This window comes from Streptomyces sp. DSM 120436 (genome assembly GCF_055778765.1).
The window spans coordinates 4,809,795-4,831,334 of the sequence record NZ_JBSKBS010000001.1 but is presented as its reverse complement, the minus strand read 5'-3'; the positions used below and the strand labels follow the sequence as shown (position 1 = coordinate 4,831,334).

At 72.6% G+C, this 21,540-nt stretch carries 20 protein-coding genes and 2 pseudogenes; 8 read left to right on the top strand and 14 right to left on the bottom strand.

What is annotated here, in order from left to right:
• Positions 1-83: 83 nt before the first annotated feature.
• From ACWH4W_RS21490 to ACWH4W_RS21475, 4 genes are read left to right on the top strand one after another with little or no spacing between them, the layout of a single operon-like run.
• Positions 84-299, top strand: coding sequence for an MbtH family protein (locus tag ACWH4W_RS21490; protein WP_106410863.1), 216 nt, complete (start codon positions 84-86; stop codon positions 297-299).
• A 50-nt stretch (positions 300-349) separates the two neighbouring features.
• On the top strand, positions 350-1,471 hold the full coding sequence (hppD, locus tag ACWH4W_RS21485) for a 4-hydroxyphenylpyruvate dioxygenase (protein WP_473077338.1): 1,122 nt from the start codon (positions 350-352) through the stop codon (positions 1,469-1,471).
• Positions 1,468-2,580: an alpha-hydroxy acid oxidase gene (locus ACWH4W_RS21480; protein WP_473077337.1), complete on the top strand. Its 1,113-nt coding sequence runs from the start codon at positions 1,468-1,470 to the stop codon at positions 2,578-2,580. The genes hppD and ACWH4W_RS21480 overlap by 4 nt, the downstream gene beginning before the upstream one ends.
• Entirely contained in the window at positions 2,577-3,887 is a 1,311-nt protein-coding gene (locus ACWH4W_RS21475) for an aminotransferase-like domain-containing protein (protein ID WP_473077336.1), read from the top strand. Before ACWH4W_RS21480 ends, ACWH4W_RS21475 begins: the two co-directional genes overlap by 4 nt.
• A 100-nt stretch (positions 3,888-3,987) precedes the next feature.
• On the opposite strand, the pseudogene ACWH4W_RS21470 reads toward ACWH4W_RS21475, so the two are convergent.
• The 4 genes and pseudogenes from ACWH4W_RS21470 to ACWH4W_RS21455 form a co-directional block, all read right to left on the bottom strand.
• A pseudogene (locus ACWH4W_RS21470) lies at positions 3,988-4,319 on the bottom strand (transposase); the annotation flags it as partial.
• 3 nt (positions 4,320-4,322) lie between these two features.
• Positions 4,323-4,676, bottom strand: coding sequence for an ASCH domain-containing protein (locus ACWH4W_RS21465; RefSeq protein ID WP_473077335.1), 354 nt, complete (start codon positions 4,674-4,676; stop codon positions 4,323-4,325).
• Positions 4,677-4,825: 149 nt separating this feature from the next.
• Complete coding sequence (locus ACWH4W_RS21460) at positions 4,826-5,035, bottom strand: hypothetical protein (protein ID WP_473077334.1); 210 nt, start codon at positions 5,033-5,035, stop codon at positions 4,826-4,828.
• A gap of 197 nt (positions 5,036-5,232) precedes the next feature.
• A pseudogene (locus tag ACWH4W_RS21455) lies at positions 5,233-5,355 on the bottom strand (hypothetical protein); the annotation flags it as partial.
• Between the two features lie 42 nt (positions 5,356-5,397).
• Here ACWH4W_RS21455 and ACWH4W_RS21450 point away from each other — a divergent pair.
• Entirely contained in the window at positions 5,398-5,769 is a 372-nt protein-coding gene (locus ACWH4W_RS21450) for a hypothetical protein (protein ID WP_473077333.1), read from the top strand.
• Here ACWH4W_RS21450 and ACWH4W_RS21445 read toward each other — a convergent pair.
• Together ACWH4W_RS21445 and ACWH4W_RS21440 are read right to left on the bottom strand one after the other, a co-directional pair.
• Positions 5,750-7,285, bottom strand: coding sequence for a hypothetical protein (locus ACWH4W_RS21445; protein ID WP_473077332.1), 1,536 nt, complete (start codon positions 7,283-7,285; stop codon positions 5,750-5,752). The genes ACWH4W_RS21450 and ACWH4W_RS21445 overlap by 20 nt on opposite strands.
• Before the next feature lie 353 nt (positions 7,286-7,638).
• On the bottom strand, positions 7,639-7,884 hold the full coding sequence (locus tag ACWH4W_RS21440) for a hypothetical protein (protein ID WP_473077331.1): 246 nt from the start codon (positions 7,882-7,884) through the stop codon (positions 7,639-7,641).
• A 452-nt stretch (positions 7,885-8,336) separates the two neighbouring features.
• On the opposite strand from ACWH4W_RS21440, the gene ACWH4W_RS21435 reads away from it, so the two are divergent.
• A complete protein-coding gene (locus tag ACWH4W_RS21435; protein WP_473077330.1) occupies positions 8,337-10,640 on the top strand; it encodes a peptidoglycan recognition protein family protein in 2,304 nt (767 codons plus the stop codon).
• A 119-nt stretch (positions 10,641-10,759) separates the two neighbouring features.
• On the opposite strand, the gene ACWH4W_RS21430 is transcribed toward ACWH4W_RS21435, so the two are convergent.
• The 3 genes from ACWH4W_RS21430 to ACWH4W_RS21420 form a co-directional block, all read right to left on the bottom strand.
• Complete coding sequence (locus tag ACWH4W_RS21430) at positions 10,760-11,218, bottom strand: DUF4383 domain-containing protein (RefSeq protein WP_473077329.1); 459 nt, start codon at positions 11,216-11,218, stop codon at positions 10,760-10,762.
• A 166-nt stretch (positions 11,219-11,384) separates the two neighbouring features.
• Positions 11,385-11,954, bottom strand: coding sequence for a hypothetical protein (locus tag ACWH4W_RS21425; protein WP_473077328.1), 570 nt, complete (start codon positions 11,952-11,954; stop codon positions 11,385-11,387).
• 300 nt (positions 11,955-12,254) lie between these two features.
• Positions 12,255-13,244: a helix-turn-helix transcriptional regulator gene (locus ACWH4W_RS21420; RefSeq protein ID WP_473077327.1), complete on the bottom strand. Its 990-nt coding sequence runs from the start codon at positions 13,242-13,244 to the stop codon at positions 12,255-12,257.
• A gap of 159 nt (positions 13,245-13,403) precedes the next feature.
• Between ACWH4W_RS21420 and ACWH4W_RS21415 the strand changes: the two genes are divergently transcribed.
• Together ACWH4W_RS21415 and ACWH4W_RS21410 are read left to right on the top strand one after the other, a co-directional pair.
• Positions 13,404-13,826, top strand: coding sequence for a VOC family protein (locus ACWH4W_RS21415; protein WP_473077326.1), 423 nt, complete (start codon positions 13,404-13,406; stop codon positions 13,824-13,826).
• Between the two features lie 157 nt (positions 13,827-13,983).
• On the top strand, positions 13,984-15,078 hold the full coding sequence (locus ACWH4W_RS21410; RefSeq protein ID WP_473077560.1) for a winged helix DNA-binding domain-containing protein: 1,095 nt from the start codon (positions 13,984-13,986) through the stop codon (positions 15,076-15,078).
• Positions 15,079-15,545: 467 nt separating this feature from the next.
• Here ACWH4W_RS21410 and ACWH4W_RS21405 read toward each other — a convergent pair whose 3' ends face one another.
• The 5 genes from ACWH4W_RS21405 to ACWH4W_RS21385 form a co-directional block, all read right to left on the bottom strand.
• On the bottom strand, positions 15,546-16,301 hold the full coding sequence (locus ACWH4W_RS21405) for an iron ABC transporter ATP-binding protein (protein WP_473077325.1): 756 nt from the start codon (positions 16,299-16,301) through the stop codon (positions 15,546-15,548).
• The gene (locus tag ACWH4W_RS21400) at positions 16,298-17,338 is read right to left on the bottom strand and encodes an iron chelate uptake ABC transporter family permease subunit (protein WP_473077324.1); all 1,041 of its coding nucleotides are present in this window, start codon (positions 17,336-17,338) and stop codon (positions 16,298-16,300) included. The genes ACWH4W_RS21405 and ACWH4W_RS21400 overlap by 4 nt, the downstream gene beginning before the upstream one ends.
• Positions 17,331-18,362 (bottom strand): ABC transporter permease, encoded by a 1,032-nt coding sequence (locus ACWH4W_RS21395; RefSeq protein WP_473077323.1) that lies wholly within the window; start codon positions 18,360-18,362, stop codon positions 17,331-17,333. Before ACWH4W_RS21395 ends, ACWH4W_RS21400 begins: the two co-directional genes overlap by 8 nt.
• Before the next feature lie 133 nt (positions 18,363-18,495).
• Complete coding sequence (locus tag ACWH4W_RS21390; protein WP_473077322.1) at positions 18,496-19,506, bottom strand: siderophore ABC transporter substrate-binding protein; 1,011 nt, start codon at positions 19,504-19,506, stop codon at positions 18,496-18,498.
• Positions 19,507-20,265: 759 nt separating this feature from the next.
• Complete coding sequence (locus ACWH4W_RS21385; protein WP_473077321.1) at positions 20,266-21,135, bottom strand: alpha/beta fold hydrolase; 870 nt, start codon at positions 21,133-21,135, stop codon at positions 20,266-20,268.
• Positions 21,136-21,540: the final 405 nt, after the last annotated feature.

Below are 21,540 nucleotides of genomic sequence, written 5' to 3'. Positions count from 1 at the left end.
CCCGAACACACCCCGGCCCGAGTCGAATCGATTCGCCCCGCCGCCGATCCCCTGATCCCGAGCACGGAGCACGGAGCACGACCATGACGACCAACCCCTTCGAGAACGACGACGCCCAGTACCTGGTCCTCGTCAACGACGAACTCCAGCACTCCCTGTGGCCGGTCTTCGCCGACGTCCCCGCCGGCTGGACCGTGGCCCTCCCGGCCGCGAGCCGTCAGGAGTGCCTGGACTACGTCGAGAAGAACTGGACGGACATGCGGCCGAAGAGCCTGGCCGACGCCATGGCCGGGCAGTGACCACCCCTCGCCCCGCCCGCCGCCCTTTCCCACTCCGTGAGGAGAACGACATGACGGACCACACCCCCGCCACCGCCCTGCGCGTCAGCCACGTCGAGCTGTACGTCACCGACGCCGAGGCCGCCGCGTCGGCGTTCGTCGACGGCTACGGCTTCCAGGTCTGCGCCACCGCCGAACGCGGTGGCGGCCCCGAGGGCGCCTCCCGCTCCCTCGCGCTCCGCCAGGCCGACATCGTCCTGGTCGTCACCCAGGCGCTCGACGACACCCACCCGGCCGCCGCCTTCGTGGCGCGGCACGGTGACGGCATAGCCGACATCGCGTTGAGCGCCGCTGACGCACGCGAGGCCTTCGCCGACGCCGTCTCCCGTTCCGCCGTACCCCTCGCCGAGCCCGCGGAGCGGGACGGCTGGGTCACCGCCGCCGTCGCCGCCGGCTTCGACGACGTGCGCCACACCCTGGTCCAGCGGCCCGCCGGCCACACGGACACGGCCGTCCCCCTGCCCGGCTTCGAGCCGGTGGCCGAGCCCGCCGAGGCGTCCGGGGAGCCGGTGGGGCTCACCGTCCTCGACCACGTCGCCGTCAGCGTCCCCATGGGGCAGCTCGCCGAGAGCACCGGCTACTACGAGCGGGTCTTCGGCTACGCGTCCGTCTACGAGGAGCTGATGGTGCAGGGCACCGAGGCCATGGACTCCAAGGCCGTCCGCAGCCCCGCCGGTGACCTCACCTTCACCATCCTCGCGCCGAGCCCGGAGCACGACGCGGGTCACCTCGGCGACTTCCTGGAGCGGCACGGCAGCGGCGGCGTGCACCACCTGGCCTTCGCCACCACCGACATCGTCACCGCCGTCGACCGCATGCTCGAACGCGGCATCGTCTTCCTCGGCACCCCCGACACGTACTACGACCGGCTGGAGCAGCGTCTGAAGCTGAACCGCCACTCGATGGCCGAGCTGCGCGAAGCCCGCATCCTCGCCGACGAGGACCACGGCGGCCAGCTCTTCCAGATCTTCACGCGCACCGTCCACCCCAGGCGCACGGTCTTCTACGAGATCATCGAGCGGGCCGGCGCGGACAGCTTCGGCGGCGGCAACGTCCGCGCGCTGTACGACGCCGTCCAGGCGGAGAAGGCCGAGCACGAGGCCGCCGCGAACGCCGACGGGGAGGCCGCGTGACCGACCCGGCGGTCGCCGGCCTGCTCACCCCCGCCGACGCGGAGGCGCTCGCGGCGGCGGTCCTGCCCGCCGGCGTGGAGCGCTTCGTCGGCGGGGCGGCGGGCGCGGAACTCACCCTCCGCGCCAACCGCGCCGCGTTCGACCGGCTCCATCTGGTCCCCCGGGTGCTCTCGGACGTCTCGTCCGTGAGCACCGCCCGCGCCCTGCTCGGCACGGACTGCGCCCTCCCGGTGGCCGTGGCCCCGATGGCGTACCAGCGGGCCGTGCACCCGGACGGCGAACTGGCCGCCGCCCGCGCCGCCCACGACGCCGGCGTCCCCTTCACCGCCTGCACGTTCAGCAGCAGCAGCGTGGAGGACATCGCCGCCACCGGCGCCGTCACCTGGTTCCAGCTGTACTGGCTGCGCGACCGCGGCCACACCGAGGAGTTGCTGAAGCGCGCCGAGGCGGCCGGCTGCCGTGCGGTGATGCTGACCGTCGACACGCCCCGGATGGGGCGCCGCACGGCCGACATGCGCGGCGCCTTCACCCTGCCCGACGGGGTGTCACCCGTGCACTTCGGCCCCCGTCCCGACGGCGTGCCGCGCACCGCGAGCAGCGGCGTCAGCGCGGTCGCCGCACAGACCGCCGACGTCGTCGACCCTTCCCTCACCTGGGCCGACCTCGACTGGCTGCGCGCACACACGCACCTGCCCCTGGTCCTCAAGGGCGTGCTGGACCCGGCCGACGCCGAACGCGCCGCCGCCTGCGGCGTGGACGCGCTGGTGGTGTCCAACCACGGCGGCCGTCAGCTCGACGGCGCGCTTCCCGCCCTGGACGCCCTGCCCGCCGTGGCCCGGGCCGTCGCGGGACGGTGCGAGGTGCTCCTCGACAGCGGCATCCGCAGCGGCACGGACGTCCTGAAGGCTCTCGCTCTGGGCGCGGACGGCGTACTGCTGGGCCGCCCCGTGCTGTGGGGCCTCGCGGCCGGAGGACGACAGGGCGTACGCAGGGTGCTCCACCTCGTCCGCGAGGAGCTGGAACTGGCCCTCGCGCTGGCCGGCTGCCCGGACCTCGCCGCCGCGGCCCGGCTGCGCACCGTCGTGGGCCCGGCAGGTGAGGCGAGATGACCACCACCACGGAAAGCCTCGACCTGGCCGCCCTCCACCCCTCGGTGGGCGACCCGCTGCTGTCCTCGATGAACTTCCTCAACGAGGTCGCGGGCCGTTACCCGGACGCGCTCTCCCTCGCCGCGGGCACCCCGTACGAGGGCTTCTACGACGTCGAGGACATCCACCGCGCGCTGCGGGTCTTCACCGACCACCTGCGCACGGAACGGGGCTTCGGCGAGCAGCGGGTCCGGCGCACCCTGCTTCAGTACGGACGCACCAAGGGCATCATCCACGAGCTGATCGCCCGCCAGCTGGCCGAGGACGAGGGCATCCACGTCGATCCGGAGGCCGTCGTCGTCACCACGGGCTGCCAGGAGGCGCTCTTCCTCACCCTTCGGCTGCTGCGCCGCGACGGCCGCGACGTGCTGCTGGCCGTCACCCCCGCCTACGTCGGCGTCACCGGGGCGGCACGGCTCCTGGACCTGCCGGTGCGCCCGGTCGCCGAGGGCCCGGACGGCGTCGACCTGGACGACCTGCGACGGCGGCTCCACGAGGCTCGCGCCGCCGGGCTGCGCCCGCGCGCCCTGTACGTCGTCCCCGACCACGCGAACCCCTCCGGCATCCGGATGCCGGAACCGGTCCGCCGTGACCTCCTCGACCTCGCGGAGCGGGAGAACATCCTCCTCCTGGAGGACAACCCGTACGGCCTCTTCCCGCGCCGGGGGATGCGACTGCCGACCCTCAAGGCCCTTGACACCGGGCGCCGGGTCGTCCATCTCGGTTCGCTGGCGAAGACGGTGTTCCCGGGCGTGCGGATCGGTTACGCGGTGGCCGACCAGTCCGTCGAGGACGGGCCCCGCCTGGCCGACCTGCTCGCCAGGGCCAAGAGCATGGTCACCGTCAACACCTCACCCCTCGCCCAGGCCGTGGCCGGGGGCAGGCTGCTGGAGCACGGGTGCAGCCTGGTCCGCGCCAACGAACGGGAGAGCGAGGTGTACCGGGAGGGCCTCGACCGGATCGTCGACGGACTCGCCCGCCGTTTCCCCGACCCGTCGGTGTCCGGGGTGAGCTGGAACAGTCCCGAGGGTGGCTTCTTCGTCGTCGTCCGGGTGCCGTTCGACGTCACCGACGCGGTACTGGAGCGCTCGGCGCGCGACCACCGGGTGCTGTGGACGCCACTGCACCACTTCTACGACGCCGCGGCAGCGGACACCGGGACCGGTGTCGGACCGTTGCGCTGTCTGCGCCTGTCGTGCAGCGCGCTCGGTCCCGAGGACATCGAGGAGGCGCTCGACCGCTTCGCCGCCTTCGTACGTTCCTGCTGACGCGCCCGCGCCGCCAGGAGCGGCACCACTGGCGCCTGCCGCTCCTGGCGCGCTGTGCACGGGTGACGGGACGACGGGCCGCCGGCAGGCGGCCGTCGAAGACGAGGAGGGGCGGGCCGTTCGCGTCCGGCAAGACGTGCATGCCGGAACCCGGCTTGCCCCGGTCCACGGGGCTCGGACCTGTGTGTTCGCCCCCCCTTTTTTGACGCGGACGCGGGCGGTGTCGAGCACGACGCGGGTGACGTCGACGAGTCCGGCGTCGTCGAGCCGGTGCGGCACGGCCTCATGCGGCCGCCCCCCAGACGCCGGCTCCGGACCAGATCAGGAACCGCCGATGGGCGGTCGACTTCGAGACATCGAAACACGGCGGCCCGCACGCCAGGCGCAACCGGACACCAGGACGCAGATGACCGCGGCGAACAGCGTCTCATCAGATCACACCGACGGCGACGCGACGGCCGGGCTGTCCCTGAGCCTGAAGGCCAGACAGACGACCAGGGTGTCGGCCTCGACCGGGGTTCCCTCGTCGCTCCAGAAACGCCGGTGGACGGCGCGCCACGCCTCGAGGTCGGTGTCCCCCTCGCCCTCGGCCTCGGCGTGCTCCCACGTCACCTCGTCGAAGGGCCTCACCTCGACGCCCGTGATCTCCAGGATGCCGACGGCAAGGCCCTCGTTGTCCAGCAGCGCCAGACGCTCACCGACGTGCTCCAGGCTCTCGTTCTCCTCGGTGTACTCGGCGAGGAGTCCGGTCGTCGCGCGCTTGGCCCCCGCCAGGACGAGAGCGTTCAACCCGTCCCTCATGGCACCCGGAGCCCCCAGCTCCATGGCCCGCATTCCGTCGACCCGCGGCCACATCGTCTCCGCCCCTCACTCGTGCACACCGAACACCAGGAAGCCTAGTAGACCGAGCACCCGTCGAAGGGACGTCACGGACCGGCTCACGCCGCCCGCCCGGCGCCGGGGACCGCGACGGCGGTGAGGGCGAGGCCGCCGTGGGTGGGCCAGCGGTCGTTCGGGCGGACCGGGCGGCTGCCGCTGCCTGGCGGGGCGCGGGGAGCCAGGATGCGGGCGCTGAAGGCGGATCCGGCGAGGTCGATGGTGATGTCGGCGCCCCAGGAGCCGAGGGCCTGCCCGGTGAAGGGGACCACGTCTTGAAGACGGCCTCCTTCCTGCAGGACAGCAGCCGGTCCCAGTGGGCGCCCGGGTCCGCCGCCGCGGGGAGCCGCAGGTGACTGCGATCCGTCGCCGGCGAGGTCGCTTCGAGGACCCCCTCGGGCAGCGGCGCGTGGGGTTCCGCGTCGATGCCGGTCATCGCGGGCTCCGTGGCTCTGCCCAGGACCGCGCCCCGGTACCCGGTGCGGTGCGTGAGGCTCCCGACGACCCCTTGCGGCCAGCGGAGGGCGCCGCCCTCGCCGGGCAGGACGGGGACGGGAGCAGGCCCAGACCGGCGAGAGCCCGGCGGGCACACACCCGTACGGTGGTGAACTCCCCACCGCCGACGTGCTCGGGCATGGCCGCCACAACGGCCCTCCTCGCTCTGCCCCGGGACGTGTTCACGCTGGGCGGCGCGGGCGGCGGCTTCTGCTCAAGAGAGCGCGGTCGCCCCGCGCGGGACGGCACCACCGGGGAGGACCACCGGTTGGCCGTGCCGAAGTGGTGGGTTCTCATGGGGTTCATGCCTGGTGGATCACAGAACGCGACGGATCCGGTGCTCGCCTTCCCCACGCGGGAGGCGTGGGAGAAGCGGATGGAGGACGACCACGCGGACACCCCGGGGGCCCGGCCGAAGATCCCGAGGAAGGACTGCGGACCGGATGGCGTCGACTACGCCGGGGCGCTGGAGCCGGCCCGACAGAAACGGCCTAGGGAAGAGGGCAGGTGAGGGGCAGCACGCGTTCGGTCAGGCAGCCGGTGAGGTGGGTGTCGGTGAGGGTGGCCCCGGTGAGCCAGTCCGCCGCGGTCAGGCGGTCGATCAGGTCCTGGAGTCCGTCGGGGTCGGCCGGGACCCGGGTGGCGAGGGTGTCCAGGGCGATGCCCTGGCCGCCGGGGCCGAGACGGCCCGAGGCGTCGGCCTGGGTGGCCAGAGTCAGGGCGAGCAGCCGGGGGCCGGCGAGGGCCTTGGTCTTGCGGAGCTTCTTGTCCGTCACGACCCGCTGGGCCCAGCCGGAGAGCTTGGGCCGCGTCTTCCTGCCGAACGTGAACGGGCCCGTCCCGTCCTCGGAGGGCGCCAGGGAGGGGACGGTGATCGGGGTGGGGTTCTCCGGCCGGGAGGCGAGCAGGTCGTCGACGGTGCCGGGGAGGGACAGCCAGCCGCAGTCGGTCAACTTCTCGACCAGGTCCTGCGGATCGGTCAGGCCCAGCCCGTTGACGTCCTGGCCGACGAGGTTGCCGGCTCCGGTGCGCGCGGTGCGCAGGGTCAGCATCAGCACCAGCAGCCGTGCCTCCGGTCCGGGCAGCGGGGCGTGGCCGGCCACGTGCGCGAGGACGGAGCGCGCGTGCTCCCACTGTGCCGGTGTGGTCAGCAGCCGCGTCACGGCCGGACCGTCGTCGTCGGTGACGCCCCCGGCGCGCTGCCGGTGCTGGCGGCGGATGGTGGCGGCGGCCTGCTCGGCGCGCCGGGCCTCCCCCCGCAGGCCGTCGTCGCCGGTGACACCGGCCCAGGCCGTGAAGGCGCGGGCCTTGCGTTCCTGGAGGTCGGCGAGGAGCGCCAGGTCGGGTTGTTCGCGCCGCTGGTAGGCGCGGAAGAGGTCGCCGAGTTCGGTGAGTTCGTCCCGCAGGGTGCCGGGCAGCAGGTCGTGCGGGATGACCCGTTGGGCGATCTTCGCCTGGCGTGGGCGGTGCCGTGCGGGTACGGAGCGGGGGGCCGGGGCCGGAGCCGTCGTCCCGGCGGGGGGCTGGTGGTCGGAGAACCGCGGCGCTCCCACGCCCGTGGTCGCGGGAGCCGGGCGTCCGGTGGTCCGCGGGGCGGGCGTCCGGGAGGTGCCCACGGTCCTCGCCCCGGGGGTGGCGGCCGCGCACCGCGAGCAGCACTCCATCGCCTGCCACCAGCGTCCTCCCCGGTCGGCGAGGACGGTGAGGACGACCGGGCCGCCGCACCGCCAGCGTTCGGTACGCGCGGGGTGGCCGGTGGCGTCGGGCAGGTGGGTGCGGCAGCTCTCGGCCCGGCACGCGCAGTACGCCTCGGCCCTGGGGGCGGGGACGGCGCGCAGGTGGGCCTTGAGGTGGGCGATCGCGGCCGCGCGCCCGGCGGCCGTGGACGGCAGACGCTGTTCGGCGCAGGCAGGGCGGCTGCACGTGACGCGCACGGCCGTACCGCCCCGGCCGACGGCGTCCAGACGCACCGTCCACCAGCGCCCCGGCACCCGCTCGCCCGGATCACCCACCACGGCCTGTGTCATCCCGTTCTCCCTCCCGATGTGTCCCGGCTCCCGCCGCCGGCCCTCCCGCAGCGCTGCGCGGTGCGCGGCGAGCCCATCCGTACGCGGCACGGGAGCCGGAATCGGCGAACTCGCCTTGCTCACCGGCTCGCGACGACAGGGCGGCGTCACCCGGTCAACGCGCTGGGGGCGGATCCGGTTTCTGTCGGAAGCGAAGTGATCCCGCCTGTCCCGGCACGTCCGTTCCGTGCCGCGAGGCCGAGTCGCTGTCGGAAGCGGGTTCTCGCCTCGTACGGCGTGACGCAGCCGACGGCCGGATGGAACCGCTCCCTGCTGCGATGTTCCGCGATCCGGGCGATGAAGGGCCCGTGCGGTCAGCGCACGGTCGGCCTTCCGTCCTTCAGCGTCTTCTTGCGGCGCTTGCAGGCCTTCTCCGCCTCTTTCGAGGCCCGGTAGCTGTCGTCGGCCACTCCCCGGCAGACCCACCAGTACGTGGCGCAGGCCTTCCCCTCGTGCCAGGGGTCGTTGATGCTGGGATCGCCGCTGGTGTCCTCGCGGCCGACCGGGTCGCCGGAGCAGTAGGCGTAGGCGCCGGCGTTTCCGCAGCGGACCGCGTCCACCGAAGCGGACCGGCACGTCGCCGGAGCGTAGGGACGGGAGCCCGTCAGGGTGCGGCCGGAGTGGGTCTCGCGGGAGCACTGATCGCCCCCCGAGCTCGCGCGTTCCGGTGCTGTTGTACACGGACCGCGTCGACAGCGGCGCGGTGCGGTCGGCGGCCGGGAGCGACCCGGCGCCGAGGTCCTCGTGGGCGGCGGCTTCCGGGGACAGGCGGAAGGGCGATGCCGTCCGCGGTGACCACGGCCACGGCCTCCCGCAGGAAGTGATCCCGGTCACCCGGGCGAGGACAGCTCACTTACCGCGCGCGGCCGGTTTTCGGCCTTCTCGCTCCGGCACGTCTATGTGGCCGTACAACCTTCACCCGGTCACGTGAGTCTTTCGTGTGCCGCCTGTCCGGGCGGCGGGCTTCCCGCTCCGTTTCCCCCCTTTACGCAGAAGGACCTCACGAACTGACATGCGCACACCACGGCATTTCTGGAAGGCGTCCGCGGTCGTCGCGGCCGGCCTGTCCGGGGCACTCGTCCTGCAGACCGTGACGGGGCAGGAGAGCGGCGGCTCCCACGCCGACGGTGCGCCGGGGCCCGTCACCAGCAAGGCGGAGACCACCGCGCTGCGGGTCTCCGGGGACGGCACCTCCGCCGTGCTGGGCAAGCGGGACACCGGGCCGTTCAGCATGCTCGGCGTGACCTGGTCCGACCCGTCCGCCCGCGTCGGCGGCACGGTCGAGGTCCGCACCCGGGCCGCCGGCACGCAGGACTGGTCGCGGTGGCTGGCCCTGGACGGCGACAGCGGCCAGGGCGAGGGCGGCGCCGTGCGCGGTGGTACCGAACCGGCGTGGGTGGGCCCGTCCGACGGCGTCGAGGTGCGGGTCGACGGAAAGGATTCGGCCAGGCTGCCCGAGGGCCTGCGCCTGGACCTGGTCGACCCCGGCAGCGGCGAGGTCACCGCGCTGGAACCGGCGGCGTACGTGGCCGAAGGCAGCGAGGAGAGCGAGGAGCCCACTCCCCCGGCCGCCGAACCGGAGACCGGCACCGGACCGCAGCCGGACGCCACCACCCCGCAGACTCCCGCCTCCGAGACGCCGCCCGAGCCGTCCCCCTCCGAGCCTCCGGCGCCGGAACCCCCGGTGACCGAACCGTCGGCCCCCGTCTCGCCGTCCGCCCCGGAATCGGACGCCTCCTCGCCCACCGCCTCCCCCAGCCCTCCGGTGAACGCCCCGCCCGCGCCGCCGTCCACCGCGCCCCGTCCGCCGATCACCTCCCGCGCCGCCTGGGGCGCGGACGAGTCGATCAGTCCGGAGGAGCCGGGCTACCTGCCCGGCGGGAAGATCAAGGCGGTCGTGGTGCACCACACCGCCGAGTCCAACGACTACACCTGCGCCCAGGCCCCGGCCGTGGTGCGCGGCATCTACGCGTACCACGTGAAGCAGCTGGGCTGGAAGGACATCGGCTACAACTTCCTGGTCGACAAGTGCGGCAGGGTCTACGAGGGACGCAAGGGCGGGGTCGACCGGCCGGTGATGGGCGCCCACGCCTACGGTTTCAATGCCGAGACCACCGGCATATCCGTGCTGGGCACCCACACCTCCACCGCGCCCTCCACGGCCGCCATGGCCTCCGTCGCCCGGATCGCCGCGTGGAAGCTCGGCCAGTACGGCGTCGCCCCCACCGGCACCGCCACCCTCACCGCCGGCGACAGCGGCCGCAGCTATGCCGGGAAGACCTGGGCCAAGGGCGCTCGGCTGGCCCTGCCCGCGATCCACGGCCACCGCGACGGCTACAACACCCAGTGCCCCGGCGACGCCTTCTACGCCAAGCTCGCCACCATCCGCACCTGGGCGGGCGGACCGGTCTCCGGCCTCACCCTGAAGTCCGTCACCGGCAACAGCGCCTCCGGCTCGACCACCTACACCAGGGCCGGCATCACGGCGAACTGGTCGGCCACCACCCCGGCCGCGCTCGTCTCGGCATACGAACTCCTGGTGGACGGCAAGGTCGTGGCCACCGCCCCCGGCACCGCCACCTCCGCCAAGGCCACCCTGACCGCCGGCACCCACCAGGTGGCCGTCCGCGCCGTCCACCAGTCGGGCAGGACGACCACCACGGCGGCCGCGACCGTCGTCGCCGAGACCACCGCCCCCGCCTTCACCACCAAGCCGAACCTGGCCCTGCGCACCGGCACCGTCAACACAGCCGCCGTTCCGCTGACGCTGAAGTGGAGGGCCGCCGACGGCGTCGCGCTGAAGGAGGTCCGGCTCACCGCCCCGACCGCCAAGACCTACGGCCCCACGGTCACCAGCGCCGGCCACACCGCCAAGTCCGGCGCCGCCACCACCTGGTCGATGAAGGCCTACGACCGGGCCGGCAACACCGCCACCGCCTCGGTCGCGGGAACCCCGGTCATCCTCCAGGAGAGCTCCGCCGCCAAGTCCGGCACGTGGACGACCAAGTCCTCCGCCAGCTACCTCGGCGGCAAGTCGTACACCAGCTCCACCAAGAACGCCTCGCTGAGCTGGACCTTCACCGGACGCTCCGTCGCCTGGACCGTCTCCCGCGCCGCCACCTCCGGCCAGGCCCACGTCTACGTGGACGGCAAGAAGGCCGCCACCGTGGACCTGAAGTCGTCCACCACCAAGTACCGCGACGCGATCTGGACCAGGACCTGGAGCGGCAGCGCCAAACACACGATCAAGATCGTCGTCGTCGGGACCAAGGGCCGCCCGGCCATCACCACCGACGGCATCGTCTACCTGAAGTAGCAGACCCCCGCCCCCGGCCGACCACGACGGCCCGGGGCCGTCCCGCGCGTGGCGGGACGGCCCCGGAAGCGTGTCGTCGGCCGGGTGACCGGACGGGTGTGATCAGGCGCCTGCACCGGTCAGCCGGCGGTCCGTGTCGGGGCGGACTTGCGGGTGAGCAGGGTGCCCAGCGCGATCATCCCCAGGCCGAGCACGAGGTGGAGCCAGTTGTCGGCGGTGTTGAGCGGGACGAAGTTCGCGGCGCTGTCGTGGTCGATGACCATCCCGTACAGCCACAGGACCAGGTAGACGGCGCCGCCGGCCAGGAGGTACAGCCGTGCTTTGGCAGCGGTGCGTGCCAGTGCCAGTCCGGCGACGCCGAAGGCCAGGTGCACCAGGTTGTGCAGGACGGACACCTGGAAGATGCCCAGCAGCTTGGCCTCGGAGTGGTGCGCGGCGAACTCCATGGTGTCGTAGTTCGTGGTGATGCCCGGGATGAAGCCGAGGACTCCGACCAGGAGGAAGACCGCGCCCACGGCCAGGGCGGCCTGCTGTACCGGGGTTCGGGCGGTGCGGGCGGCACGTGCATGTGTGGACATGGCAACTCCCTGTTTCACGCTCGGAGGCAGGCCCCGGATGCCCGGTCCGCCCTAGCTCGCCTCGAGTGCCCCCAGTCGTCGCAGACATGCCACGACAGCACACCAGGAACGCACGGGTGCGGGCGCGCCGTAGCCGCTGATCACTTTCCGTCCGTCTCGCGGTGCGTCACGCCATCAGGTGGGTCGCGGAGCGGGCCCGCTCCCACATGCCGGGAATCTGCTCGGTCGGGCGCTGCTGTTCGCCGTGCAGGGCGTTGAGCACCACCAGGCATCCGGTCAGGGCCGGCACCGCCCACTGCGCCATGTGCAGCTGCCGCCGTGCCTTCTCCAGGTCGATCGGGTGCTTGGCCGCCTTCTCGGCGTCATCAGGGTCGGTGGAAGAGGCCAGCTCGACCTTCTTGCCCAGGACGCGGGCGTAGGCGGTGGCGGCCAGAGCCGCGGCGGTGACGACGGTCTTGGCCGTGGTGGAGGCGGCCACACCCTGCTGGGTGGCGACCCGGTGCGCGTTCACGGCGAGCAGCCCGCCGCCGCCGAACAGGTGCGCGCCGATCGCGGCGGCGTTGACCGGCGTCCACTTCGCCCAGCCCGCCGAGGAGATCCGGTCTCGGGCCGTTTCCGTGCTGCCTTCGCTCTCGGCCGCGCCGTTGAGGCCGACCGCCCCCATCAGTGAGCCACCGAACCAGGCGGCCAGACCAAGATCGTGCAGACTGCGGATGGCGGTATTGCGTTCGGACATGGTGAGCTCCTTCGCGGGAGATGGGTGGATCTGGCGGGGGTCGGCGACGGTCCCGCCCCCACCCTCACCGGACTCGGTGTGCCTCGCCATCACGGCAGGCCAAATGGGTGCACGTCGCAGGACGGCCTTCAGGCAGCCGGGGCGGTCAGGGCCACCGGGCTTCGGGGTGCGGGCTGATCTCCCTCTCGGGTTCGGGGCAGGAACGGACGCTGATCCGGTGCGCTCCAGAGGTCCGTGCCTTCCGCACGACGGTCACGCGCCACCCGCACAGGGCGTGGGTGGCGATTGCGGAGGGTGTTCTCACAGCGGGGGGCCGGCCCCCGGTTCCGCGGCGCGGGCGTAGCGGGCGGCGAGGCCTGCGCATGCCGCGGTGAGTTGCGGCGGGCCGATGACGTCGATGTCGGTGTCGAAGTGGCCGAGGGTGGTGGCGAGTGCGGTCCAGGACCAGGAGCCGAGGGTGAGCCGGCAGCGCCGGGGGCCGAGTTCCTCGACGACTGCGTCCTGGACGAAGGGGGCGACGTCGGCGGCCGGGAGGTGGAGGACGACTTCGCCTCGGCAGGGCCAGTCGGCGGTGGTGCCGTCGTTGCCGCGGAAGCGGCTGGTGATGAACGTGGAGACGTCGCCGCCGGGAAGTTCACGAGGGGTGAAGCGGGGGCCGGCGGGTGTGCGGGGCCGGATGCGGTCGACGCGGAAGGTGCGCCAGTCCTCGCGGCCCAGGTCGAAGGCCACGAGGTACCAGCGATGGCGCCAGGTGACCAGGTGGTGGGGCTGTACCCGGCGGGGGGCGCCGGCCGAGGTGCTCGCGTCCGGGGTGTAGTCGAGGCGCAGTTCCTGGCGGGCGTGGATGACGCGGCTGAGCTCCATCAGCACCTGGGGGTCCACCTCGGGGTCGTCGCCGGCCGCGGGCGGTCGGACGGCGGTGACACGCAGCAGGTCGATGCGGTGGCGCAGGCGGGGTGGCATGACCTGGCGAAGGGTGGCCAGGGCCCGGGCGGCGTCTTCGGCGACGGCGGTGCCGGTGGCCGCGGTCTGCAGCGCGACGGCCAGGGCGACGGCCTGGTCGTCGTCGAACAGCAGGGGCGGCATGCGGGCGCCGGCCTCCAGGCGGTAACCGCCGTCCGGACCCTTGACGGTGGTGATCGGGTAGCCGAGACCGCGCAGCCGGTCGATGTCGCGGCGCACGGTGCGCGAGGTGACCTCCAGACGCCCGGCGAGATCCTCGCCGGACCAGTCACGAGGGGTCTGGAGCAGCGAGAGCAGCGCGAGCAACCGGGATGACGTCTTCTGCATGAGATCCATGATCCCCGCAGTGGAGGACACATCCTGTCCGGTACTCCTGCCAAGGTGGCGTACAAGCCGCTCAGGGGGCATCGCCCCTGGTCACGACAGTCGCCAGCGGGGACTGACAGGGCGGCGACGTATTTTTCACCTCGAGGCAAGGAACCGGCCATGTCCGTCACGACCACCACTCACCTGAACTTCCGGGGCGCCGCGCGCGAGGCGCTGGACTTCTACCGGTCCGTCTTCGGCGGACGCACCGTCGCGGTCACCTACAAGGACGCGGGCGCCGTGCAGAACGACAGCGAGGCGGACTGGGTGATGTGGGGTGAGGTGTCCGGCGACAACGGCTTCCACGTCATGGCCTACGACGTGCCCTCACACCTGCCCTGGAACCAGGGCGAGAACCCGTTCTTCGTCTCCGTACGCGGTGACGACGCCGAGGAGATCAGCGCCCTGTGGGGCAAGCTCGCCGAGGGCTCGACCGTCGTGCGTCCGCTGGAGCCCGCGCAGTGGGCGCCGCTGTACGGCATGCTCACCGACCGCTTCGGGGTCACCTGGGTCCTGGACGTCACCGCCCCGTACAACGGCTGAACCGGCCGGACATGATCCGTGCCGTCCGGGCCGCCGCGGCGACACGCGCGGCGGCCCGGACGGCGCGGTTCCCGGACACGTACGGCAACGAAAAGGAAGGCCATGGCCTTCGCCACCAGCCCTCGACGCCGCCTCCGCCCTCATGGGAGCACGCACCATGACCGTCCTCGGCAACCGCGCCCTCAACCGCGCCACCCTCGCCCGTCAGCACCTGCTCACGCGCACCGGCACCTCCGTGCCCGAGGCGGTGGCCCACCTGTGCGGCCTGCAGGCGCAAGAGCCCCAGGAACCCTTCATCGGCCTGTGGTCCCGCCTGGCCGGCTTCGAACCCGGACGACTGGACGACGCGCTGACCGGCCGCACGGTGGTGCGCACCCACCTGATGCGCCGCACCGTCCACCTCGTCACCGCGGGCGACGCGCTCGCCTGGCGGGCCCGTCACGACACCATGCTCCGGCAACGCGTACTGGGCACCTACCGAAACGAACTGGCCGGCGTCGACTTGGACGAGGTCGCCGCCGCCGGCCGCGCGGTGATGGCCGACCAGCAGCCCCGCACCATGCGCGAACTCGTACGAGCCCTCGAAGACCGCTGGCCCGGCCCGCCACGCCGCGCCCTGGGCGAGCTGCTCGTCGCAGCCCTCATCCCCATGGTCCAACTCCCGCCCCGCGGCCTGTGGCAGCGGAAGGCAGGCGTGCGCAACCTGCCGCTGGCCACCTGGCTGGAACGGGACATCGACCCCCTGCCCACCGGGGACGGCGATCCCGCCGGACAGCGACTGCTGCGCCGCTACCTCGCCGCCTACGGACCCGCCGCCGGTGCGGACCTGCGCGCCTGGTGCGGCCTCGCCGGCCTCCCCGCCGCTGTCAAGGCCTGCCGGGAGGAACTCGTCGTCTTCCGCGACGAACGCGGCCGCGAACTGCTCGATCTGCCCGACGCGCCCCGCCCCCACCCCGACACCCCGGCCCCCGTCCGGTTCCTCCCGGCCTTCGACAACGCCGTCCTCGGCTACCACGACCGCAGCCGCATCATCGACGCTCCCCACCTCGGCCTGTCCGTGGCAGGCCACCGCACCGTCCTCGTCGACGGACGCGTCACCGCCACCTGGACGGTGCGCGACCACCGGCTCCGCGTCAGTCCCCTCCGGCCCCTGACCGCCCCGGAGCAAGAAGCCGTCCATGCGGAGGCGCGGGACCTGGCCGCCTTCCTGGACGAGGACATCGAGCACGTCCAACTCGACACCGGCCCCTGACGGACATGTCGAACATGTCCGACCTGAAGGGCGCTGTCCGTGATCAGCAGTCCGTGGATCGCGAGGAGGTGAACCAGCCGTTGCACGGGGCGGTGACGTCCAGGCCTCGAGCGACGGCCGGAGCGGCGGTGAACCTGCCGGGCGCCGCGCAGGGCGATCGCCGACACGGCGCCGCCGGCGCGGGCCGGGGCGCGGCGGACGTGGCGGTCTCAGCCGGGGGCGACGAACGGTGACGCCGGCCTGCGTCCGAGCCTTCCGGTCAGCCGCGCACGGGTGGGACGGCGTCGCCGGCCTGAGGACGTGGTTGCGGTCGCCGGTGGCGGGGAGGGGCCGCGGGGCGCTCCGCGAGCGGCGGCGTCGTACGGCGGTCACCGGCATCGTGCGGCCGCCCCCGTCCCTCATCGCGCACCGGCACCGCGTACCGCCGTGCGCCCGGAAGACGCCTGATGAGAACACCCGGTGAAGGCTCAGTAGTAGACCGCGATCCTGCCCCGGGGGCCTTCGGTGATCTCGACGGGAGTGTCGAAGACGTCCGTGAGGATGTCGTCGCGCATGATCTCCTCCGGGCTGCCGACGTGGCGCACCGTCCCGTTCTTGACCGCGCAGATGCGGTCGGCGTAGTGGCCGGCGAAGTTGATGTCGTGCAGCACGATCACGATCGTGCGTCCGAGTTCGGTGGCGGCGCGGCGCAGGTGCTGCATCATCTGCACGGAGTGCCGCATGTCGAGGTTGTTGAGGGGTTCGTCCAGCAGCAGGTAGTCGGTGTCCTGCGCGAGCACCATCGCGACGTAGGCGCGCTGCCGCTGGCCGCCGGACAGTTCGTCGAGATAGCGGCCCTCGAGCTCCCGCAGTCCCAGGAAGTCGATGGAACGGCTGACGACTTCCTCGTCCTGGACGGTGAGCCGCCCCCGGGAGTGGGGGAAGCGTCCGAATCCGACGAGCTGGCGCACGGTGAGGCGGGTGACGAAGTGGTTCTCCTGGCGCAGGATCGAGACGATCCTGGCGAGGTCCTTCGAGTCCGTGGCGGCGATGTCGTAGCCGGCGATCTCGATCGACCCCGAGTCGATGCCCAGGAGCCGGCCGATCATGGTCAGCAGTGTCGACTTGCCGGCGCCGTTGGGGCCGACGAGGGCGGTGAGTCCGCCGGCGGGGAGGGTGAGGTCGACGGGCCCGATCGCGACGTCCTCGGTGTAGCGCTTGACGACCTGCGTGAGGGTGATCACAACCGTCCCTTTCTCAGGAGGTGGACGAGGAAGAACGTGCCGCCGACGATCTCGATGATGACGCCGACCGAGCCGGCCGCGTAGAAGACGTTCTTCAGGACGAAGTAGGCGCCGCCCAGGACGACGATGCCGGTGAGCCAGGCGACGGGGAACACGTAGCGGTGGTCGTGGGTGTCGGCGAGCTGGTAGGCGAGCATCGCGACGAGGAACCCGAAGAACGTCATCGGGCCGGTGAGCGAGGTGGAGACGGCCATCAGCACCGAGATGAGCAGCAGTGCGGCGATCGTCTCGCGCCGGTGGTTCACGCCGAGGTTGAGGGAGGCCTCGCGGCCCAGCGCGAGGACGTTCAGGCGGCGGCTCCCGGCCCACAGCGTCCCGCCGGCGACCGCGGCGAGCGGGACCGAGACGGCGAGGTGACTCGCGTCGGCGCTGGCGACGCTGCCGATCAGACGGGCGGTGAGCACGTCGAACTCGGTGGGGGTCAGCATCCGCTGCATGAAGGTCGACAGCGCCCCGAGACCGCCGCCGAGGACGATCCCGATCAGGAGCATGAGCTGGAGGTTGCCGTACCTGCCCGACAGCAGCCATCCGTAGAGCAGGGCGGCGAAGCCGATCATGAGGACGACCTGCAGGACGTACTGCCACACGCCCTGTACGAGGGTGGCGCCGGCGACGCCGAGGAAGAACACCGCGCCGGTCTGGATCACCCGGTAGAGGGACTCGAACCCCATGATCGAGGGGGTGATGATGCGGTTGTTCGTGACGGTCTGGAAGGCGACCGTGGCCAGTGCCTGGCAGAACGCGACGAGGACGACGACCACGACGTTCGTCGCCCTCAGCTCGGCGATGCGCCAGAAGCCGGCACTGCCGAAGGGCATCGGGTTGCCCCAGGCGAGGTTGCCGAGGACGACGAGCACACTGAGGGCGGCCAGTGCGGTCAGGACGACCAGATAACGGCGGCGTGCCCGCGCGGTGGGCAGGGCGCCGGAGCGGCGGGCCGGGCGGGGGGCGGCCGGGGCGGAAGTCCTTTCAGGCACGGCGGTGCCGCCTCAGCAGGAGGGAGATGAACACGACCGAGCCGAAGATCGCCAGGATCAGGGCGACCGGCACTTCGAAGGGCATGACGACGACACGGCCGATGATGTCGCAGACGGTGACCGTCGCGATGCCCGTCAGGCACACCCAGGGCAGGTTCGACCGGAGGTCGTCGCCGCGGAACAGGGAGACGATGTTGGGCACGATGAGTCCCAGGAAGGGCAGGTTGCCGACGACGACGGTGACGATGCCGGTGGCGGCGGCGATGAGTCCGGTGCCCAGCAGCACGACCCTGTTGTAGTTCAGGCCGACGTTGGTGGCGATGTCCTGGCCGAGACCGGCCAGGGTGAAGCGGTCGGCGGCGACGAAGACCGCCACGACGACGATCGCGACCGCCCACAGCGGTTCGTACTGGCCGCGCAGCACCGAGGTGAACGAGCCGAGGAACCACACGCCCATGCTCTGCAGCATGTCCGTGGAGAGGGCGATGTAGGAGGAGACGGCGCCGACGACGGCGCCGAGCATCATGCCCACGACGGGGACGATGACGGAGGAGCGCAACGTCACCCGGCGCAGGAACAGGAAGAAGATCATCGTTCCGGCGAAGGCGGCGGCGACCGCGGCGCACATCTTCACCAGCAGGGGCGCCTCGGGCGCCAGGATCATGACCAGGAGCAGTCCGAGTCCGGCCCACTCCGTCGTGCCGGTGGTGGTCGGCTCCACGAAGCGGTTCTGCGTGAGCTGCTGCATCACCAGGCCCGACATCGCCATCGCGGCTCCCGCGAGCACGAGCGCGACGGTCCTGGGAATGCGGGTGATGGTGAACATCTCGGCTCCGTCCCGCGCCCCGAAGATGTCGTAGACACCGACGAAGAGGGACAGGACGACGAGCCCGGTGGTGACGGCGAGGCCGATCAGCAGCGGCCAGGTGAACAGGCGGGCCCGGGGGGTGCGCGCGGGGGCGGGCCCGGCGGCGGCGGGGGACGGACGCCCGGCTGTCGGGGCGCCGGTGGGTGGGTGGGACATGCCGGTGTGCTCTCGGTCTGGGACGGGGTGGTCCGCGCGGCGTCGGTGGTGTCACCCCGCCGCGGCGGGCCCGTGGGGACGGGCCGGAAGCACCGGCCCGTCCCCACGGGCTCGACAGGTCGTGCCCGAACGGTCAGGCGTTCGCCTCGAGCTTGTCGGCGAGGTCGTCGAAGAAGGCGGTGTAGGTCTGGATGCCCTCGTTCACGTAGGTGAGCTGCGGGAAGTACACGATGTTGTCGTTCTTGACGGCGGGAACGTTCCGCAGCGCCTTGGAGTCCTTCAGCAGTTCGTTCGACGGGACGTAGGTCTCGGACGTGTTGGCGCTGACGGCCGCGTCGCGGTCGAGCACGATCATCAGGTCGGGCTTCGCCGCGGCGATCGCTTCGACGGAGATGTCGTCACCCTGGTGGTCGGTGGAGCCCTCGGCCTCGATCGCGGGGGTCAGCCCGAGGATGTCGAAGACCGGGCCGACCGTACGGCCGGTGCCCGGCGCCGCGTAGTTGATCTCGCCGCCCGACGTGACCACGCCGATCACACGGTCCTCGGGGTCGTAGGCCTTCTTGGCCCGCGCGATCGCGGCGTCGAAGTCCTCGACCAGCTTCTGCGCGTCCTTCTCGTGCCCGAAGATCTTCCCCAGGCCCCTCACCTGCCGCTTCAGCTCCTCGTCGAAGGGCTTCCCCTCCCGCGGGTCCAGCTCGACGACCGTCGCGTCGGGGGCGAGCTTCTTGATGTCCTCGCGGTACGAGGCGAAGCGCTGCCCGTTGATGACCAGGTCGGGCTCGGCCGCGACGATCGCCTCGAGGTCGGGTTCGTTGTGCGTCCCGAGGTTCACGATCGACTCGTCGGTCTTGTAGGGGTTGTCCTTCGCGATCAGGTCGACCGGCGCGGCGGCCAGCTTCACGCCCCAATCGGACAGGGTCTGGAACGTGCGGTTGTCGGTCGCCACGACGCTCTTCGCCGGCAGCCGGACCCTCTGCGTCCCGTGGTTGTCCTCGATCTCGACCGACGACGCGGCGTCCTTCTTCGCGACGGCGTCGGCCGAGCCCTTCCCGTCGGATTCGCCGCCCGCGCACCCGGCGAGACCGAAGGCCAGAACGGTGGATGCCGCGGTGGCGGCGAGGAGGTGACGGCGGCGCGTAAGCATGCTCTGACGGCTCCATTGCAACGGGCGGCGTCGGTGCACGGCACCGACGGACAGGATCGACGTGGGCGTTCCGGTACGGAAGAGCCGCGCGCCGAAGTAAATGTAGGCTTACCTTACCTGCATCTTGATCCAAGCGGTACACGAGGTTCCGTTTATGGTCGGCACGGGGTGGACGCGGTGGATCCGGAGGCGGAGTCGCCCGAAACGCCGGTGACCGGCGAGGGGCCGTGCGGTGCGGGACGATCGACGGTCGGCGCCTCCGTCCAGGGCGCCCGTACCGCCGTCTCGTCGACCGTCTGGGCGACGAGCGCCTCCCCGCTGACCGCGGCCCGGCCCGACACCGGCTACGAGGTCGAACGCTCGGCATCCGCTCAGTGCCGCGCTCGATCCGGTGTGCCGGCCCGTGAAGAGGCTGCGCTCCCCCGCCGATGCGTGCTTGGAACAGACGTCCACGTGGTCGCGGTGGGCCCGCCCTCGTCCCGGATCCTGAGGTGTTCCGCTCCCCCGTCGGTGCACGGCCGTCCCAGGCACTCGTTCCTCCTGGGCGCGGCGGTTGTTCGAGCGGAAGACGGCGACGTGCCCCCGCTGTGCGGTCCGGGCGCTCTTCCGTCGGTGCGTCAGGAGGAACGAGAGGGCGGGGCAAGGGCCCGCACGGGCACAGGCTTCCTCGCGCTGCGAGGCCGAGGGCCGGCCTGCCCTCGGCCTCGCAGCGTTCGGCGCGCCGGGTCCACCTGGGCGGGACCTCCCGCTCCCGGTGTCCTACGCGGCGCCGTCGAGGACTTGGCGCAGGCGGAGCGCGAACTCGTCCGGCTTCCCCGGATGGCCGAACTCCCCGTCGCAGAAGCCGCCGTGATGGCTCGGGAACACGACCGCCTCCTGCCCGAGGAGTTCGGCGGCCGCGACGGAGGTGCGTGCCGTCAGCAGGTTCTCGGACTCCTCGCCCACCGCGATCACCACGCGGGTCGGCGCGGCGGTGATCGCATCGGCGTCCGGCCGGTAGCCGCTGACCGCCCACGACCGGTCGGACAGCAGCGGATCGTCGCGCGAGCCGTCGTCCTCGGTGGGCATCCCGAACGCGGCGGGATCGGCCGCGGGCTGCGCGAAGTACGCGTCGGTGAACTCGCCCGCCCACGAGGTCATGGCCACGAACGCGGCCATCCCGGCCCCCCATCCCCGCTTCTCGTACGCCTCCCGGACCCCGGCCCGCGCCCGCACGGCTGCGGGGCCGTCCGGTGTCAGGGTGATGAGCGGCGGCTCGTGCGCCACCAGCGTGGTCACGTCCGAGGGGTACTTCTCGACCACCGCGAGCGCGGTGACCGCTCCGCCGCTGCTGGCGAACATCTCGACGGGCCCGGCCCCGAGCGCCTCGATGACGGCGTGCACGTCGTCGGCCTGGGTCCGCGGTGCGTGGTCGGTTCGTCCGTCCTTGCGGACACTGCGACCGAGGCCGCGCGGGTCGTAGGTGACCACGGTCCGCTCGGGGAAGCGCGCGGCGAGCGCGGCGAAGCCGGAAGCGTCCATGGGCTGCCCGATCATCAGCAAGGGCGGTCGTCCGTCACTGGTCGGCAGCGGCCCCCGCACGTCGTAGACGAGGTCCGCGCCGGCTGTCTCAAGCGTGTGAGTTCTCATACCCCTTCAGACCGGTCCCGCCGCGGAAACTCATCGGTGCGGCCTGTGTCAGGTGGCGTCACCGGCGGCGTGGCGCCGGGCTCCTCCGCACCTTCGCCCAGACCGCGACCGCGCTGTCCGTCGCCGTCCGGCGCGGGACCGGGTGCGCTGTCGCGCTCGCCGGCGGTCATGGCGTGGCTCCGGGTGGAGCGGTTCGGCGGTACCGAGTGCGTGGCCGGCGCGGGTGACAGGGCGTCGGCGTCGCCGCTCTCGGGGGCAGGGGACGCTCCTGACGACAGGGTGTGCGCCCTCCCGCGGGGCACCACGGACGGTCCCGACGAGTGACGACCGGGTCGGCGAGGCGGGGGCGCCCGCGGAACCGGGCCGCGCCGCAGGCCCGTTCGCTCCGGTGTGCACGGCGCATGG